At 70.9% G+C, this 13,800-nt stretch carries 16 protein-coding genes and 1 pseudogene; 11 read left to right on the forward strand and 6 right to left on the reverse strand.

Going from position 1 to position 13,800, the window contains the following annotated elements; translation table 11 throughout:
* The 11 genes from ACIQ7M_RS33810 to ACIQ7M_RS33860 all read left to right on the forward strand — a co-directional run.
* Positions 1-3,752: DUF6531 domain-containing protein (locus ACIQ7M_RS33810; RefSeq protein ID WP_403651414.1), on the forward strand; the 3,752-nt coding region annotated here is incomplete at its 5' end.
* Between the two features lie 11 nt (positions 3,753-3,763).
* On the forward strand, positions 3,764-4,348 hold the full coding sequence (locus ACIQ7M_RS33815; protein WP_403651416.1) for a hypothetical protein: 585 nt from the start codon (positions 3,764-3,766) through the stop codon (positions 4,346-4,348).
* Positions 4,349-4,720: 372 nt separating this feature from the next.
* On the forward strand, positions 4,721-5,446 hold the full coding sequence (locus ACIQ7M_RS33820) for an RcpC/CpaB family pilus assembly protein (RefSeq protein WP_403651418.1): 726 nt from the start codon (positions 4,721-4,723) through the stop codon (positions 5,444-5,446).
* Between the two features lie 20 nt (positions 5,447-5,466).
* Positions 5,467-6,327 (forward strand): hypothetical protein, encoded by an 861-nt coding sequence (locus ACIQ7M_RS33825; protein ID WP_355761795.1) that lies wholly within the window; start codon positions 5,467-5,469, stop codon positions 6,325-6,327.
* Positions 6,324-7,634 (forward strand): CpaF family protein, encoded by a 1,311-nt coding sequence (locus ACIQ7M_RS33830; protein ID WP_386978901.1) that lies wholly within the window; start codon positions 6,324-6,326, stop codon positions 7,632-7,634. Before ACIQ7M_RS33825 ends, ACIQ7M_RS33830 begins: the two co-directional genes overlap by 4 nt.
* Before the next feature lie 227 nt (positions 7,635-7,861).
* The gene (locus ACIQ7M_RS33835; RefSeq protein WP_355761924.1) at positions 7,862-8,791 is read left to right on the forward strand and encodes a type II secretion system F family protein; all 930 of its coding nucleotides are present in this window, start codon (positions 7,862-7,864) and stop codon (positions 8,789-8,791) included.
* Positions 8,788-9,711, forward strand: coding sequence for a type II secretion system F family protein (locus ACIQ7M_RS33840; protein WP_403651421.1), 924 nt, complete (start codon positions 8,788-8,790; stop codon positions 9,709-9,711). The genes ACIQ7M_RS33835 and ACIQ7M_RS33840 overlap by 4 nt, the downstream gene beginning before the upstream one ends.
* Before the next feature lie 63 nt (positions 9,712-9,774).
* On the forward strand, positions 9,775-10,026 hold the full coding sequence (locus tag ACIQ7M_RS33845) for a hypothetical protein (protein WP_028805786.1): 252 nt from the start codon (positions 9,775-9,777) through the stop codon (positions 10,024-10,026).
* Between the two features lie 90 nt (positions 10,027-10,116).
* Positions 10,117-10,497 (forward strand): TadE family protein, encoded by a 381-nt coding sequence (locus tag ACIQ7M_RS33850; RefSeq protein WP_386978980.1) that lies wholly within the window; start codon positions 10,117-10,119, stop codon positions 10,495-10,497.
* Positions 10,494-10,940 carry a TadE/TadG family type IV pilus assembly protein gene (locus ACIQ7M_RS33855; protein ID WP_403651424.1) on the forward strand — a complete coding sequence of 149 codons (447 nt, stop codon included), beginning with the start codon at positions 10,494-10,496 and terminating at the stop codon, positions 10,938-10,940. The genes ACIQ7M_RS33850 and ACIQ7M_RS33855 overlap by 4 nt, the downstream gene beginning before the upstream one ends.
* A gap of 143 nt (positions 10,941-11,083) precedes the next feature.
* Positions 11,084-11,533: a Tad domain-containing protein gene (locus tag ACIQ7M_RS33860; RefSeq protein ID WP_386978983.1), complete on the forward strand. Its 450-nt coding sequence runs from the start codon at positions 11,084-11,086 to the stop codon at positions 11,531-11,533.
* 30 nt (positions 11,534-11,563) lie between these two features.
* Here the strand turns inward: ACIQ7M_RS33860 and ACIQ7M_RS33865 are convergent, their stop codons facing one another.
* From ACIQ7M_RS33865 to ACIQ7M_RS33890, 6 genes and pseudogenes are all read right to left on the reverse strand, one after another.
* Positions 11,564-11,905 (reverse strand): hypothetical protein, encoded by a 342-nt coding sequence (locus ACIQ7M_RS33865; RefSeq protein ID WP_403651426.1) that lies wholly within the window; start codon positions 11,903-11,905, stop codon positions 11,564-11,566.
* A gap of 86 nt (positions 11,906-11,991) precedes the next feature.
* Positions 11,992-12,321 carry a hypothetical protein gene (locus ACIQ7M_RS33870; protein ID WP_355761813.1) on the reverse strand — a complete coding sequence of 110 codons (330 nt, stop codon included), beginning with the start codon at positions 12,319-12,321 and terminating at the stop codon, positions 11,992-11,994.
* 34 nt (positions 12,322-12,355) lie between these two features.
* A pseudogene (locus ACIQ7M_RS33875) lies at positions 12,356-12,574 on the reverse strand (hypothetical protein); the annotation flags it as partial.
* Between the two features lie 115 nt (positions 12,575-12,689).
* The gene (locus tag ACIQ7M_RS33880; protein ID WP_403651586.1) at positions 12,690-13,049 is read right to left on the reverse strand and encodes a toxin-antitoxin system YwqK family antitoxin; all 360 of its coding nucleotides are present in this window, start codon (positions 13,047-13,049) and stop codon (positions 12,690-12,692) included.
* On the reverse strand, positions 13,049-13,555 hold the full coding sequence (locus ACIQ7M_RS33885) for a hypothetical protein (RefSeq protein ID WP_403651428.1): 507 nt from the start codon (positions 13,553-13,555) through the stop codon (positions 13,049-13,051). Before ACIQ7M_RS33885 ends, ACIQ7M_RS33880 begins: the two co-directional genes overlap by 1 nt.
* A 39-nt stretch (positions 13,556-13,594) precedes the next feature.
* Positions 13,595-13,798: a DUF397 domain-containing protein gene (locus tag ACIQ7M_RS33890; RefSeq protein WP_403651430.1), complete on the reverse strand. Its 204-nt coding sequence runs from the start codon at positions 13,796-13,798 to the stop codon at positions 13,595-13,597.
* Between the last annotated feature and the right edge of the window lie 2 nt (positions 13,799-13,800).

The raw sequence follows: 13,800 nt of genomic DNA on the forward strand, positions 1-13,800 counted from the left end.
TCCTCGCCGACACGCTGTACAAGTACTCCAAAGGCCAGGCGTCCCTCTGGGATGTGGCCTTCGCGGCGCTGGACTGCATCCCCGGCATGAAGGGGCTCACCACCCTCGGCGGACTCGCCAAGGGACTCAAGGGCCTCAAGGCCTTCGGCAAGACCGGCCTCAAGGGCCTGGCCTTGGGGGCCAAGGGGTTCGGCAAGAGCGCACGCTCCCTGAGCCGTCCGATGAAGAAGCTCTTCACCTGCGGAGATCCCGTCGACATGGCGACGGGCCAGATGGTGATGTCCGAGACGGACGTGGCCCTGGACGGCGTACTGCCCCTGGTGCTGGAGCGCCATCACCGCACCGGTCTGACCGGCGGCCGTCACTTCGGGCGGGCCTGGACCTCCACGCTCGACCAGCGACTGGTCCTCGACGCCACGGGCGTGCGGTTCTTCGCCGCCGATGGCATGATCCTCACCTACCCCGTGCCCGAACCGGACGTGCCCGTCCTGCCCGTGGAGGGTCCGCACTGGCCGCTGAGCTGGGACGGCGGCCCTGGAGGAACCCTCACGGTGAGCCAGCCGGAGACGGGCCGCACGCTGAGCTTCCGGCCCCGGGAGGGCCGGCCGCCGCAGGAACTGCCCCTCGCCGTGATCGGCGACCGGAACGACAACACGATCACCGTCGAGTACGCCGCCGACGGCAGCCCGGCCGAGATCGCCCACCAGGGCGGCTACCGCGTCGGCGTGACCTGCGCGTCGGGGCGGATCGTGAACCTCACCCTGCTCAGCGACCCCGCGCGGCCGACCCTGATGACGTACGGCTACGACACGCACGGCCGTCTCACCGAGGTCCGCAATTCCTCGGGCCGGCCGCTGAAGCTGGCCTACGACGACCGCGGCCGACTCACCGGCTGGGAGGACCGCAACGGAGCCTGGTACCGGTACACGTACGACGAGGGAGGCCGCTGTGTCGCCGTCAACGGTGTGCACGGAATCCTCGACTACACCTTCGACTACGACGACGAGAGGCACCTGACCCGCGCCGTCAGCTCCCTCGGGCACACCACCGCCTATCAGTTCAACGACGCGTACCAACTGATCGCCGAGACGGACGCGCTGGGCCACACCGAGTTCCACGAATGGAACCGGCGGGATCAACCGACCTCCCGGACCGACCGGTTGGGGCAGGTCACGCGTATGGAGTGGGACGACCTCGGCCGGCTCGCCGAAGTCGGGCTCCCCGACGGGACGGTGTCCGCGGCCCGTTACAACGCGCAGGGCCTGACCGTCGAGCTCATCGGATACGACGGCACGGTCGTACGACAGGAGTGGGACGAGCGGGGCAACTGCACGTCGGTCACCGACACCGACGGGACGACCACGGAGTTCACCCGGGACCGCACCGGCGCCGTCACCTCCGTGACCGATCCGCTCGGGGCCGTCCAGCGGTTCGTCAACAACCCCGCGGGACAGATCGTTTCCGCGACCGACGCCCTGGGGGCGGAGACCCGGTTCGGGTACGACGCCTCCGGGCGGGTCACCGCCGTCGTCGACCCGGTCGGGGAGGTGACCCGCCAGGAATGGACCGTGGAGGGACATCTCGCCGCCCGGACGGGCCCGGACGGATCGACCGAGGCATGGACGTACGACGGCGAGGGGAACCGGCTCACGCACACCGACGCGCTGGACCGGGTCACCCGGTTCGAGTACGGCGCCTTCGATCTGCTGACCGCGCGCACGACACCGGACGGCGCGCGGTACGCCTTCCGCCACGACAGCGAGCTGCGCCTCTGCCAGGTCACCGATCCTCGCGGGCTGACCTGGGACTACACCTACGACGCGGTGGGCAGCCCGACGTCCGAGACCGACTTCGACGGGCGGACCGTCCGCTACGTCTACGACGCCGCGCGCCGGCTCACCGGCCGGACGAACCCGCTGGGGCAGAGCACCACCTTCGCCTACGACGCGGTGGGCAACCAGGTCGAGAAGACCGTGGACGGCCGGACCACGGTGTTCACGCACACACCCGGCGGCCGTCTGCTGCGGGCCGCCGGCCCCGACACCACCCTGACGCTCCGCTACGACGAGGCCGGGCGCATCGCCGGAGAGGCGGTGGACGGACGGGAGCTCTCCACCTCGTACGATGCCGCGGGGCGGCCGGTCCGCCGTGTCACACCGGCCGGTGCCACGACGACGTACACCTACGACGCCGCGGGGAACCGCACGGCGCTCAGCGCCTCGGGTCACGTCCTCACCTCCTCCTACGACGCCGCGGGGCGCGAGACGGCCCGGGCGTTCGGGCACGGCCTCACCCTCGGTTTCGCATGGGACAGCGGGGACCGCCTCGGCTCCCAGACGCTGGAGGACACCCGCTCCTCCCGTCCGCCGGCCCGCCGGACGTACACCTACCGCGCGGACGGGAACCTGACCGGGGTCGACGACCCGGCCGCCGGCCGGCGCACGTTCGATCTCGACGTCCTGGGCCAGGTCACCGCGGTGCGCGCCGCCGGCTGGACCGAGTCGTACGCCTACGACGGCACGGGCAACGTGACCGGCGCGGACTGGCCCGCGCACCGCGACCAGCCCGAGGCGCGGGGGGCGCGCGCCTACGCGGGCAACCGCCTCGTCGGTGCCGGTTCCGTCCACTACGAGTACGACGACGCCGGCCGCGTGATCCTGCGCCGCCGCACCAGGCTGTCGCGCAAGCCGGACGTCTGGCGCTACTCCTGGGACGCCGAGGACCGGCTCGTCGGCGTCACCACGCCGGACGGCACGCGGTGGCGCTACCTCCACGATGCGCTCGGCCGCCGTGTGGCCAAGCGGCGGCTCGCGGCGGACGGGGTCACGGTCGCCGAGGAGACGCGCTTCGTGTGGGACGGCCCGCACCTCGTCGAGCAGACCGGCCGGGTGGCCGGCCCGGACGGGGGCGCCGACCGCGAGACGACGCTCACCTGGGAGCGCGACGACACCCGCCCCCTGACCCAGACGGAACGCACGACCCTGTCCGGAGCGCCCCAGGACGTCGTCGACGAACGGTTCTTCGCCATCGTCACGGACCTGGTCGGCACCCCGACCGAACTCGTCGACGAGACCGGCGTGATCGTCTGGCGCGGCGACACCACACTGTGGGGGCTGGGCACCGTCCCCGACCCGGGGTCGGACACGGCGCCGGGCTCCGGCGCGTCCACCCCGCTGCGCTTCCCCGGCCAGTACCACGACGCCGAGACGGGGCTGCACCACAACTGCTTCCGGCACTACGACCCGGCGTCGGCCGTCTACCTCAGCCCCGATCCGCTGGGCATGGACGCCGGGCCCAACCCGCGCCGCTACGTGGTCAACCCGCTGCTGTGGTCCGACTATCTCGGACTGAAGCAGTGCTCCAAGATCCTCGGCGAGAACATGGCGAAGGAGGGCCGCGCGGTGGGACCCGGCCAGGCGGCCGCCCACATCGTCCCCTCCGGGTTCTCGCGCGGCGGCGGCCCGCGGATGCGGGGACTCCTGGCCAAGTACAAGGTCGACATCAACGACGCGGCGAACGGCATCCCGCTGGGGCATCCGAGGCCGCACAACTTCACGCACAGCAACCGGTTCCTCGGCCGCCTCGACGCCCATCTGCACAACGTCGTCGCGGACCGCGTCGCCCGGGGCTTCGGGGACCGCGCCATCCGCACGACGCTTCGGAGGGAACTGCGCAGTATCGGCCGGCAGATCGAGTCCGAGCTGTCCGGCGTCACCACCGCGGTGCCGAGCACCGCCTACTGGACGGCGTGATGATGTCCTCCATGAACTCCGAACCCCTGGCCGTGTACCGGCTCATGCCGAGCGCCCGGAACCTGCGCACCCTGCGTCTGGACGACTCGCTCATCGATCTCAAGCGCTGGCAGTTCCAGGGCGACCGGGCGCCGCGGCCCACCGCGTTCGCGGCGGAGTGGACGGGTGATCCGAAGGCCCGCGAGGCCGAGTTCGCGTCCGACTATCCCGGCGCTCCGATCCTCGCCGGCCCGCTCGCGGAGCGGCTGCGGGAGGATCTGGAGAGGTCGGGCAGCCTGCTTCCGGTCCGTGTCGAAGGGGCGTCCGCGGACGCCTACCTGCTCCACCTCGTGGACCAGGTCGTCGACTGCGTGGACACCCGTGCCTCGTCGCAGCCGAAGAAGGCGACCGGCGAGATGCAGAAGACCGTCTTCCGCCCGGACGCCCTCCCTCTGGCCCTGCCCTCCTTCCGCGTGCCGCAATTCCCCGTCGGCGTGCAGTGGAACGCCTGGGCCGTCGACCGCCTGACCCAGCTCCTCGGGGACGACCTGGAGGCCCGCCTGGTCTGGTCGGAGGACCCGGCGGTCAAGCCTCATCCCGCTCCCTGGGGGTTCTGAGTCCGGTTCTCCACCCGCCTCGTCCGTGAGCACCTCGTGCAGGCCTCGTGCACGGCCCGTGACGGCTGTTCCGGCCGGCGGCGGTGATTCGCTGGCGCACAGCCGACGGACAGCCCGTGCCGCCGGGCCCAACACGGAACCGAACGGCCGTCGTTGCGCGTCGATAACGTCGAGTCGGGTGCGCTTCAGGGGTCTTGACGCGCCTTGAGGGGCTTATGTGCGGCTGATACGGTGCCATGGCTTGACACTCGCCCCGGCGCCGGAAGTTCGACCAGGTCGCACGGTCCGTCCCGTAAAGGGGATCGGGGGCGAAGTGTCCTACTTGGCTCGTGAATTGACAGACATTTTCTTGGGTGTACGGGGAGCGGTCGCGTGAGGATCCAAGAGCGTACGGGGGCGGGCAACAACCGTTCCGCCACGTCGGCCCAGCCGGCGATGGGCGAGCGGCTTCCCACCCCGCCTCGCGAGCGCAAACCCGCGCTGGCCGCGCTCGCCGTGCTCCTGATCCTCGTCGGCGCGCTCGGGGCCACCATGCTCGTGCTGCGCGCCGGTCACCGTGTCGAGGTCGTGAAGGTGACGAGCGACATCCAGGCCGGTGAGTCCGTGGACGGTCACGTGACCTCCGTCCTGGTCGCGGACGACGCCTCCATCCACTACGTCAAGTGGAACCAGCTCGCCGTGCTCAAGAAGCTCAAGGCCAAGTCCACGATCTACAAGGGCACCGTGGTCATCGGCGACATGTTCGCCTCCGGTGCCGAGCTTCCCGCCGGCAAGGCCTCCGTGGGTGTCTCCCTCAAGGAGGGCCAGTACCCCTCGGGCATCAAGTCCGGTGACACGGTGGCCGTCTACCGCGTCGGCGACACCGGAACGAGCGGCAGTCGCGCGTCGAGCCCGTCCAACTCCTCCGGTTCGTCGAGCGCGGACGGCGCGCCCATCGTCGAGCAGGCGAAGGTCATCTCCGTCAAGAACGACACGGACAGCACGATCAGCAGCACCAACCTGCCCGTCACCCTGATGGTGGACAGCGGCCAGGCGGCCTCCGTCACCGCCGCGGCCTCGGCGGGCCAGGTCGCCCTCGTCATCGTCCCCGGCAACTAGAGGCGAGTGAGTAGACAGACATGGCGCTCATCGCCCTCGCCGCAGACAAGGGTTCCCCGGGAGTCACCACCGCAGCGGTGGCACTCGCGGCGGTCTGGCCCCGCAGAGTCCTGCTCGCCGAGACCGACCCGGCCGGCGGCGACCTCGTGTACCGGAGCGCGGCGGCCCACGGCGGCCCGCTGAACCCGAACACCGGCATGCTCTCGATCGCGGCGACCGCCCGGCGCGGGCTCGTCCCCGACCAGCTCTGGGACCACGTACAGCCGCTGAGCGGCGGACTCGACGTCCTCGTCGGACTCGGGATCGCCGAGCAGGCCGCCGGCCTCGCCGGACTCTGGCCCACCCTGGGCCGGGCGTTCGCGCAGCTCGCCGACTCCCCGAACGCGCCCGCCGACGTCATCGCCGACTGCGGCCGGATCAGCGGGGACACCCCGGCGGCCGAACTGTTCCCGCACGCCGCCCTGGTGCTCCTGCTCTCCCGCACCGAGCCCGAGGCCATCGCCCGCGTCCGCGACCGGGCCGCCGCCCTCACCGCCAAGCTGCACGGCGGACCGCGCGGCGCCGGCGGACTCGCCACCCCGTTCATCGGCGTCGTCCTCGTCGCCGACCCGGGCGACTCCGCCAAGCTCGTCCACCAGGTCAACGACATGCTCGTGGCGGCCCAGACCGGAGCCCGCGTCGTGGGCACCATCGCCGACGACCCCGCGGGCGCCGCCCAGTTGTCCGGACGCCGACGCGGGCGCCTCGACAAGTCCCTGCTCATCCGCTCGGCCCGCAAGGTGACCGCGGATCTGTATCAGCAGTACGGCGCCGCCTGGTCCGTACCCGCCGACGGACCGAACGCCGGGCACGGACAGCCCGCCGCCGGAGCCGGCCGATGACCACCGTCGACCACCAGCTCGTCAAGCGGTTCCGGCAGGACGCCGGCGACCGCATCTCCGAACAGCGCCGCGAGGACCAGGTCCGCGGCGTCACCCCGATGTCCAGCGAGGACGAACGGCACTACGCCCGCGCCGTCATCGCCCAGATACTCGAGAACCACGCCCGTACGGAGATCAACCTCGGCCGGACCCCGCTCGACGCGGAGACCGAGGAGCAGTACGCGGCCGCCGTCCACGCCGCGCTCTTCGGCGTGGGCCGTCTCCAGCCGCTCCTCGACGACCCGGAAGTCGAGAACATCGACATCAACGGGTACGACGAGGTCTTCATCGGCTACGCCGACGGCCGGGAGACCAAGGGGGACCCCGTCGCCGAGACCGACGAGGAGCTCGTCGAGCTGATCCAGGTCCTCGGCGCGTACTCCGGTCTGTCGTCCCGTCCCTTCGACTCCGCGAACCCGCAGCTCGACCTGCGGCTGCCGGACGGCTCCCGGCTCTCCGCCGTCATGGACGTGACCCGCAGGCCCGCCCTGTCGATCCGCCGCGCGCGCCTGGGCAAGGTCTTCATGTCCGACCTCGTGGGCAACGGCACCCTGACCCCCGAGGTCGCGCACTTCCTCGCCTGCGCCGTCCGGGCCCGCCAGAACATCATGATCGCGGGCGCCACCAACGCCGGCAAGACGACGCTGCTGCGCGCGCTCGCCAACGAGATCCCGCCGCACGAGCGGCTCATCACCGTCGAGCGCGCCCTGGAGCTCGGCCTCGACACGTTCGCCGAACTGCACCCGAACGTCGTGGCGTTCGAGGAGCGGCTGCCCAACTCCGAGGGCCAGGGCGCCATCACCATGGCCGAACTGGTCCGCCGTTCGCTGCGTATGAACCCCTCACGGGTCATCGTCGGCGAGGTCCTCGGCGACGAGATCGTGACGATGCTCAACGCGATGTCGCAGGGCAACGACGGCTCGCTCTCCACGATCCACGCGAACAGCTCCAGCGAGGTGTTCAACCGCATCTCCACGTACGCGCTCCAGGCGTCCGAGCGACTGCCCATCGAGGCCAGTCAGATGCTCATCGCGGGCGCGGTGAACTTCGTGGTCTTCATCCAGCGGCGCAACGACTACGAGTCCGGCGGCCGCCTCCAGCGCATGGTGACCTCCGTACGCGAGGTCAACGGCGTCGACGGACGGGTGCTGTCCAGCGAGGTGTTCGCCGAGGCCCCGGACGGCCGGATCGTCCCGCACGCGCCCATCGCCTGCCTCGACGAACTCGTCGCGCAGGGCTACCGGCTGCCCGGCAGCGGGAATTGGTGACGACGATGACCCAGGACATGACGACGGCCGTGGCCCCGGCCGTGCCGCACCTCGACACAGCCCTGCCGCACCTCGACAGAGCCCTGCCGCACCTCGACAGAGCCCTGCCGCACCTCGACAGAGCCGCGTCCCACCTCACCGCGGCCGCCCCGCACCTGAGCGTCGCCGCGGCGCCGGGCGGGACCTCCGGCACGACGTCGCTCGCGGCCCTCGACTCGCTCGGCTCCATGGGCGGACTGTTCTCCCTGCCCGTCCTGTACGCCCTCGGGTCCGGGATCGCCGTCGGCGGCGGCCTCGCGCTGTTCGCCGTCGCCGTACGCGGACTGCCCGCCAAGCCCGAACACGAGAAGCAGAAGGCGAGCGAGCGCGCGGCCGAGCTGATCCGGTTCGCCGGACAGCGCGGTTCGATCGCCGCCGTCGCCGGCCTCGTCGTCCTCCTCCTCACCCGCTGGGCCGTCGCCGGTCTCGCGGCCGGCATCCTCGTCTTCTTCTGGGACAAGCTCTTCGGCGGTGCCTCCGAGGAACGGGCCGCGATGCGCCGAGTGGAGGCGCTGGCGTCCTGGACCGAGTCGCTGCGCGACACCATCGCCGGCGCGGTCGGTCTGGAGCAGGCCATCCCGGCCTCGGCGCGCGCCTCCGCCCCCGTACTGCGGCCGCATCTCGACGCGCTGGTGGACCGGCTGCGTTCCCGGACACCGCTCCCCGAGGCCCTGCAGCACCTGGCCGACGAGATCGACGACGCGTCCGCCGACATCATCGTGGCCGCGCTCATCCTCAACGCCCGGCTGCGCGGCCCGGGTCTGCGCCAAGTGCTGGGAGCGCTGGCCAAGTCGGCGCGCGAGGAGGTCGACATGCGGCAGCGCGTGATGGCCCAGCGCTCCTCGACCCGGCGCTCCGTGCAGATCGTCGTCGCGGTGTCCATCGCCTTCGTCCTCGGACTGTCGGTCTTCAACCGCGAGTTCGTCGAGCCGTACGGGACCCCGGTCGGCCAGCTCGTACTCGCCTGCGTGTGCGGGCTGTTCGGCCTCGGCTTCTGGTGGCTGCGCAAGCTGTCCACGATCGAGACGCCGGAGCGGTTCCTGGTACGGGACGAGTCGTCCGTGCGGTTCGTGCGGCCCCGTACACCGGTTTCCGGGGATGAGGCGGTACGCCGATGAACCTGACCATGCCGATCCTGATCGGCGCCGTCCTGGGCCTCGGCGTCTACGTCGCCGTCCGCGCCCTCATGCCGTCGAGGCGCAGCGCGGTCGCGCAGGTCGCCCGTATCGACGCCATGCGGGCCCGCGGGGCGGCGTACGAGTCGGCGCACCACGGACAGCGGGACAGCGGACGCCTGGGAAGCCTGCGCGCGCAGGTCGGCCTGCGCGTCGCCGAGCTCTACCTCCAGCAGGGCTGGGAACAGCGCTCGCTGCGCGCCGATCTGGCGGTCCTGGACCGGAGTTGGGAGAGGTTCCTCGCGACGAAGGTGCTGCTGGCCGCGGCCGGTGTCTTCTTCGGGCCGTTCCTCTTCGCCGTCGTCTGGACGCTCGGGGCCGGCACCAGCCCGATCATCCCGGTCTGGCTCGCGCTGCTCTTCGCGGTCGTCTTCTTCTTCCTGCCCGATCTGGAGGTGCGGCGGGACGCGGTGGCCAAGCGCCGCGACCTGCGACGGGTGATCGGCGCGTATCTGGACCTGGTGTCGATGAGCCTGGCCGGCGGCCGCGGTCTGCCGGAGGCGCTGCTGGCCGCCGCCGAGATCTCGGACGGCTGGGCCACGCAGCGCATCCGCAACGCGCTCGCCGACGCCCGGATCACGGGCATCAGCCAGTGGCAGGCGCTCGGCTCGCTCGGTGAGGAGCTCGGTGTCGAGGAGCTGAAGGATCTGTCGGCGTCCCTGGCCCTGGTCGCGGACGACGGGGCCAAGGTGCGGGAGTCGCTCGCCTCGCGTGCCGAGACGATGCGCCACCGCGAGCTCTCCGAGATCGAGGGCAGCGCGGGCGAGAAGTCGCAGTCGATGCTCGTCGCCCAACTGCTGCTGTGCGCCGGCTTCCTGGTCTTCCTGATCTTCCCGGCGGCGATGCGTGTGTTCCAGGTCTGATCGTCCACGGTGCCCGCAGGGCCACCCGTCGGCCAACCCTTTTCTTCGAGAGGACAACTCACCATGAACGGACGGAACTTCAGCACCGGGATCCCGGGGGTGGACTTCCTGATCACCTTCCTCCAGGGCCGGGTGCAGCGTGCCCGCTCCGGCGAGCTCGACCGGGGCGCGTCCGCGGTCGAGTGGGTCATCATCTCCGCCGTCGTCGTCGCCATCGTCGGCGTGGTCGCGGCCATCATCAACGCGGCGCTGAGCGACGGCGCCAACAAGGTCGGCGACTGCATCAAGGGCGCCGACGCCGGCAAGACCTGCTGAGCGGCGGGGATGCGCGTGCGCGAACACCGAGGGGTACGACGCTGGGTGCGCCGCAGGGTGGAGGCGGCCTCCGCCCGCGGTGACTCCGGCATGACCGCGATCGAGTTCGTGCTGCTCACTCCGGTGCTGTTCTTCATGATCTTCGCGACGGTGCAGTTCGCGCTGTACTTCTTCGCGGACCATGTCGCCCAGGCGGCGGCCCAGGCGGGTGCCCGCAAGGCCCGTGCCACGGCGGACGCGCAGCCGGGCGCGTGGCGCGGGGAGGCGGGTGACGTCGTCGACAGCTACATCAGCCAGCTCGGCCCGAAGCTGGTGCTGTCCCCGGACGTGACGATGCTCCAGCCGGAGCCGGACACCGTCGGGGTCGAGATCAGGGCGAGGGTCCCCTCGGTCTTCCCGGGGCTGGACCTGACGGTGCACGCGCGGTCGTCCGGGCCGGTGGAGAGATTCGTGAAGGAGGAGGCGCCGTGACGGGATCCGGGGTCCGGCTCGCCGCCCTCCTGGACCGCGTGTCCGGGCACCGGCGCGACCGGGGACTGTCCACCATCGAGGTGGTCATCCTCGCGCCGGTGATGATCCTCTTCATCCTGGTGCTGGTGGCCTTCGGGCAACTGGTCGACGGCCGCGGCGCGCTGGACGGCGCCGCCCGGGACGCCGCGCGGGCCGGTTCGATCCAGAAGGACCACGCGACCGCGATGGCCGAGGCGCGGAAGGCGGCCGAGGCCGACCTCGGGGACGTGTGCTCGGGGCCGGTGAGTGTGACGCAGACCAGCGCGGGATTCGAGCCGGACACGCTGTTCACCGTCGAGGTGAGCTGCGAGGTGCGGGGCCTCGCGATGATCGGCCTCGATGTGCCCACCACCCTGGAGGCGTCATTCAGTTCACCGCTCGACCCGTTCCGGAGGACGGCATGAAGCTGAACTCCGTGCTCCGGGAGCGGACCCGGCGGGCGTGCCCGAAGCCGAGCGCCGCCCGGCGGGAGCCGAAGCCGAGTCCCGTGCGACGGGGGCCGAAACGGAGTGCCGCCACCCGGTCGGGCCGGAGGCCGCCCCTCGCCCTGCGTGGCTGGGTCGCCGCGCGCCGGGAGCGGCTCGACGACCGGGGCTCGGGGGCCGGCGCGGTCATCATCTTCGCGCTGGTCTTCCTCTCCCTCTCGGCGTTCGTCATCGACGGCGGGATGTCCATCTCCAAGCGGGAACGGGCCGCCGACATCGCCGAGCAGGCGGCCCGGTACGCGGCCCAGGACATCGACCTGGACTCCCTCTACGAGAACCAGAACGGCCCGGCGCCCATCAACTTCGAGAACTGCGGCGCCCGGGTGAAGGCGTTCGCCCGGGAGATGGGCATGTCCGGCGCGGACATCGCGGCGACCCACTGCGTTACCGCGGACGCCGAACAGGTCGAGGTGGAGGTCCAGTTGACGTACTCGCCGGTCTTCACGGGCATGTTCTACGGCGGAGACGTGACCGTCCACGGCAGCGCGGTGGCGGAGAACGAGGTGGGCTGAGGCCCCGGCCCCGCCTGGTCGGGTGGTCGCTCAGTTCATGCCGATTCCGAGGTCCCGGGTGAGGATCTCCACCAGCCGTGTCTCGGGAACGTCCGGAACCCGGTACCGGGCCTTTCTGACGTGCGTGAGGAAATCCCGGGGCAGGGAGACGTGGTAGGTGCCGAGGTAGTACGCCAGGTCCTGACGCCACAGCCAGGTCCCGTCGGTGTACAGCGAGCCGATGCCGGACATGACGGGGCCGTCCGGGTCCAGGACGTCGGACCCGGCACTCGTCTCGGCCCAGATGCCGGCACCGCGTCCGAGATACCCGATGATCTCCGCCTCGTCCGGCTCCCCACCCGGGCGGACGGAATCCCTCAGAAGCCCGCTCACGGGAAGCCCCCACCCGGGCCGAAGCTCGGAGAAGAACCCCAGGGGCCGGATCATTCCCGTGTCTCCGTCCTCGTGCTGTTCTCGAACTACTTCGCCCCGTCCTTCTTCTCCGTCTTCATTCCCTCGGAGACGTTCTTGGCCAGGTCGTCGTCGAGTTTCTTGAACTCGCGGACCACGGCGTCGGACATCTTCGCCAGGGCGTCGAGGGCCTGGCCGATGTCCTCGCGGCCGTCCTCCCAGCCGGACTCGAAGTCGTCCAGGGCGTCGTAGACGGTGTGGTCGCCCAGGTCGTCCCGATACGACTCGAAGAGCTTCTTGGTGTGGTTCAGCCGGGTCTTGATGTCCCGCAGCCGCCCGCCGTAGTCCTCCAGCTCGCTCAGCGGGAGCGCGAGGTCGCTCTTGCCGCCACCACCCATGTCGGTTCCCCCTTGTCGAGTCCTGAAGTCCCGGTCAGACGAACCGGAACGTGCCGGTCACCGCGTCGAAGATGTCGTGGAACGCCTCGGCCAGATCCAGCACCGGGCTGGCTCCGGAGACGAGCACGACCTGGTCGGTGGTTCCCGGGACCGGGATGCACGTCTGGGTCAGCACCATACGAAGGGTACGGGTGTCGTCCTGCGCGAGGGGCACGTCCTCCACGCCGAACGTCCTTGCCGCGACGCCCAGATCCTCCGATGGCGTGGGGGATCGGCGTCCGTGGTGAGGGACACAGGCAGGTCGAGCCGGGCTCTCCTCGCGGTGGTCAGCCAGGTGGGCGTCGGGGGAGCGGAGGCCGCGTTCGACATCACGCGTCGAAGGTCCGGTCGTCGATGAGCTCGCCGTTCTCCGACCACTTCTTGATCGATCGCACCATCCCGCGCGCGCCGTATTCCTTCTCGAGGGCGAGCTGACCGTTGGGGTGCCAGTCCCGCCATCGGCCGTACGGAATGCCTCTTCGGCATCGGCCCTCCGCCCTGTCCGCTCCGTCCGAATACCACTCGCGCGGGGGGCCGTCCTCCACACCCTCGACATAGATGGTCATGGCGACCACCTGACCTGTCCGGGGATTCTCTTCGACGGTATCGCCGGTGAACAGCTGACCCTGGTGAGTCAGCGACTGGTCGAGTCCCATGTCCAACTCGGGGTCGTCGACGTCGATGCGCATCAGTAAGCGACTCCAGGTATGAGAACTTCGTCGCTCGGCGGCCGGCCAGGAAACCTGCCTGCGATGCTGTCGACGCCGCCGACACCGTGTCCAGGTCGTAGGAGTCGGCCTTCGTGGTGGCGGTGCGCACCCAGTCGTCGGCGCCCGACAGCGAGGTCTGCGCCGTGGACAGGTCCTGGCGGGCCTGGCTGCCGTCGCGCAGCGCCTTGTCCGCCTTCTGCTGCGTCCTCGAACTCCGAGGCGAAGGAATCCGCCGTCTTGCCCGCCCACTTCAGGACCGCGTCGTCGTTGGCCAGTCCCTTCACGTCCCGCAGGATGTCCGCGACGTCGTCGGAGAAATCGTGGAGCGAGCCGGCGAGTCTGCGTACCCGCTGCGGGTCGCCCGGCGTCGGGTCGTGGTCCAGGTCGAGTATGTGCCAGTCCGGCGGCCTGTTCGACACGCGTTCCCCCGTAACACCCGCAACCTCTGCATCAGAACGTACGTGTGAACGTATCTCGTTGGTCATTGCGGGTGGAACGCCGAACCGGGCTTCGTCGAGGGGCTGTTACGAGCGGGGTGCGCCCACCGTTCCGGTGCGGATGGCCTGGAGCAGGTGGCCGACGGGGGGCGGGGTGGTGGTGAGGACGGTGTCCGGGTCGTCGGACTCGCGGAGGTGGAGCACGGCGGGAGTGGAGGCGAGCTCGACGCAGGAGTCGCCGTCGCCGGGCCCCGAGTAGGACGACTTCTGCCAGTTGGCAGGGGTGCTCATGG

The sequence above is a fragment of the Streptomyces sp. NPDC096324 genome, from assembly GCF_044763015.1.
GTDB lineage: Bacteria > Actinomycetota > Actinomycetes > Streptomycetales > Streptomycetaceae > Streptomyces.

Coding starts and splice junctions, on each gene's coding strand:
- ACIQ7M_RS33885 (WP_403651428.1), bottom strand. CDS start 13,555: ATGACCAACGAGATACGTTCACACGTACGTTCTGATGCAGAGGTTGCG.
- ACIQ7M_RS33840 (WP_403651421.1), top strand. CDS start 8,788: ATGAACCTGACCATGCCGATCCTGATCGGCGCCGTCCTGGGCCTCGGC.
- ACIQ7M_RS33825 (WP_355761795.1), top strand. CDS start 5,467: ATGGCGCTCATCGCCCTCGCCGCAGACAAGGGTTCCCCGGGAGTCACC.
- ACIQ7M_RS33830 (WP_386978901.1), top strand. CDS start 6,324: ATGACCACCGTCGACCACCAGCTCGTCAAGCGGTTCCGGCAGGACGCC.
- ACIQ7M_RS33845 (WP_028805786.1), top strand. CDS start 9,775: ATGAACGGACGGAACTTCAGCACCGGGATCCCGGGGGTGGACTTCCTG.
- ACIQ7M_RS33815 (WP_403651416.1), top strand. CDS start 3,764: ATGAACTCCGAACCCCTGGCCGTGTACCGGCTCATGCCGAGCGCCCGG.
- ACIQ7M_RS33880 (WP_403651586.1), bottom strand. CDS start 13,049: ATGCGCATCGACGTCGACGACCCCGAGTTGGACATGGGACTCGACCAG.
- ACIQ7M_RS33890 (WP_403651430.1), bottom strand. CDS start 13,798: ATGAGCACCCCTGCCAACTGGCAGAAGTCGTCCTACTCGGGGCCCGGC.
- ACIQ7M_RS33835 (WP_355761924.1), top strand. CDS start 7,862: ATGGGCGGACTGTTCTCCCTGCCCGTCCTGTACGCCCTCGGGTCCGGG.
- ACIQ7M_RS33850 (WP_386978980.1), top strand. CDS start 10,117: ATGACCGCGATCGAGTTCGTGCTGCTCACTCCGGTGCTGTTCTTCATG.
- ACIQ7M_RS33870 (WP_355761813.1), bottom strand. CDS start 12,321: ATGGGTGGTGGCGGCAAGAGCGACCTCGCGCTCCCGCTGAGCGAGCTG.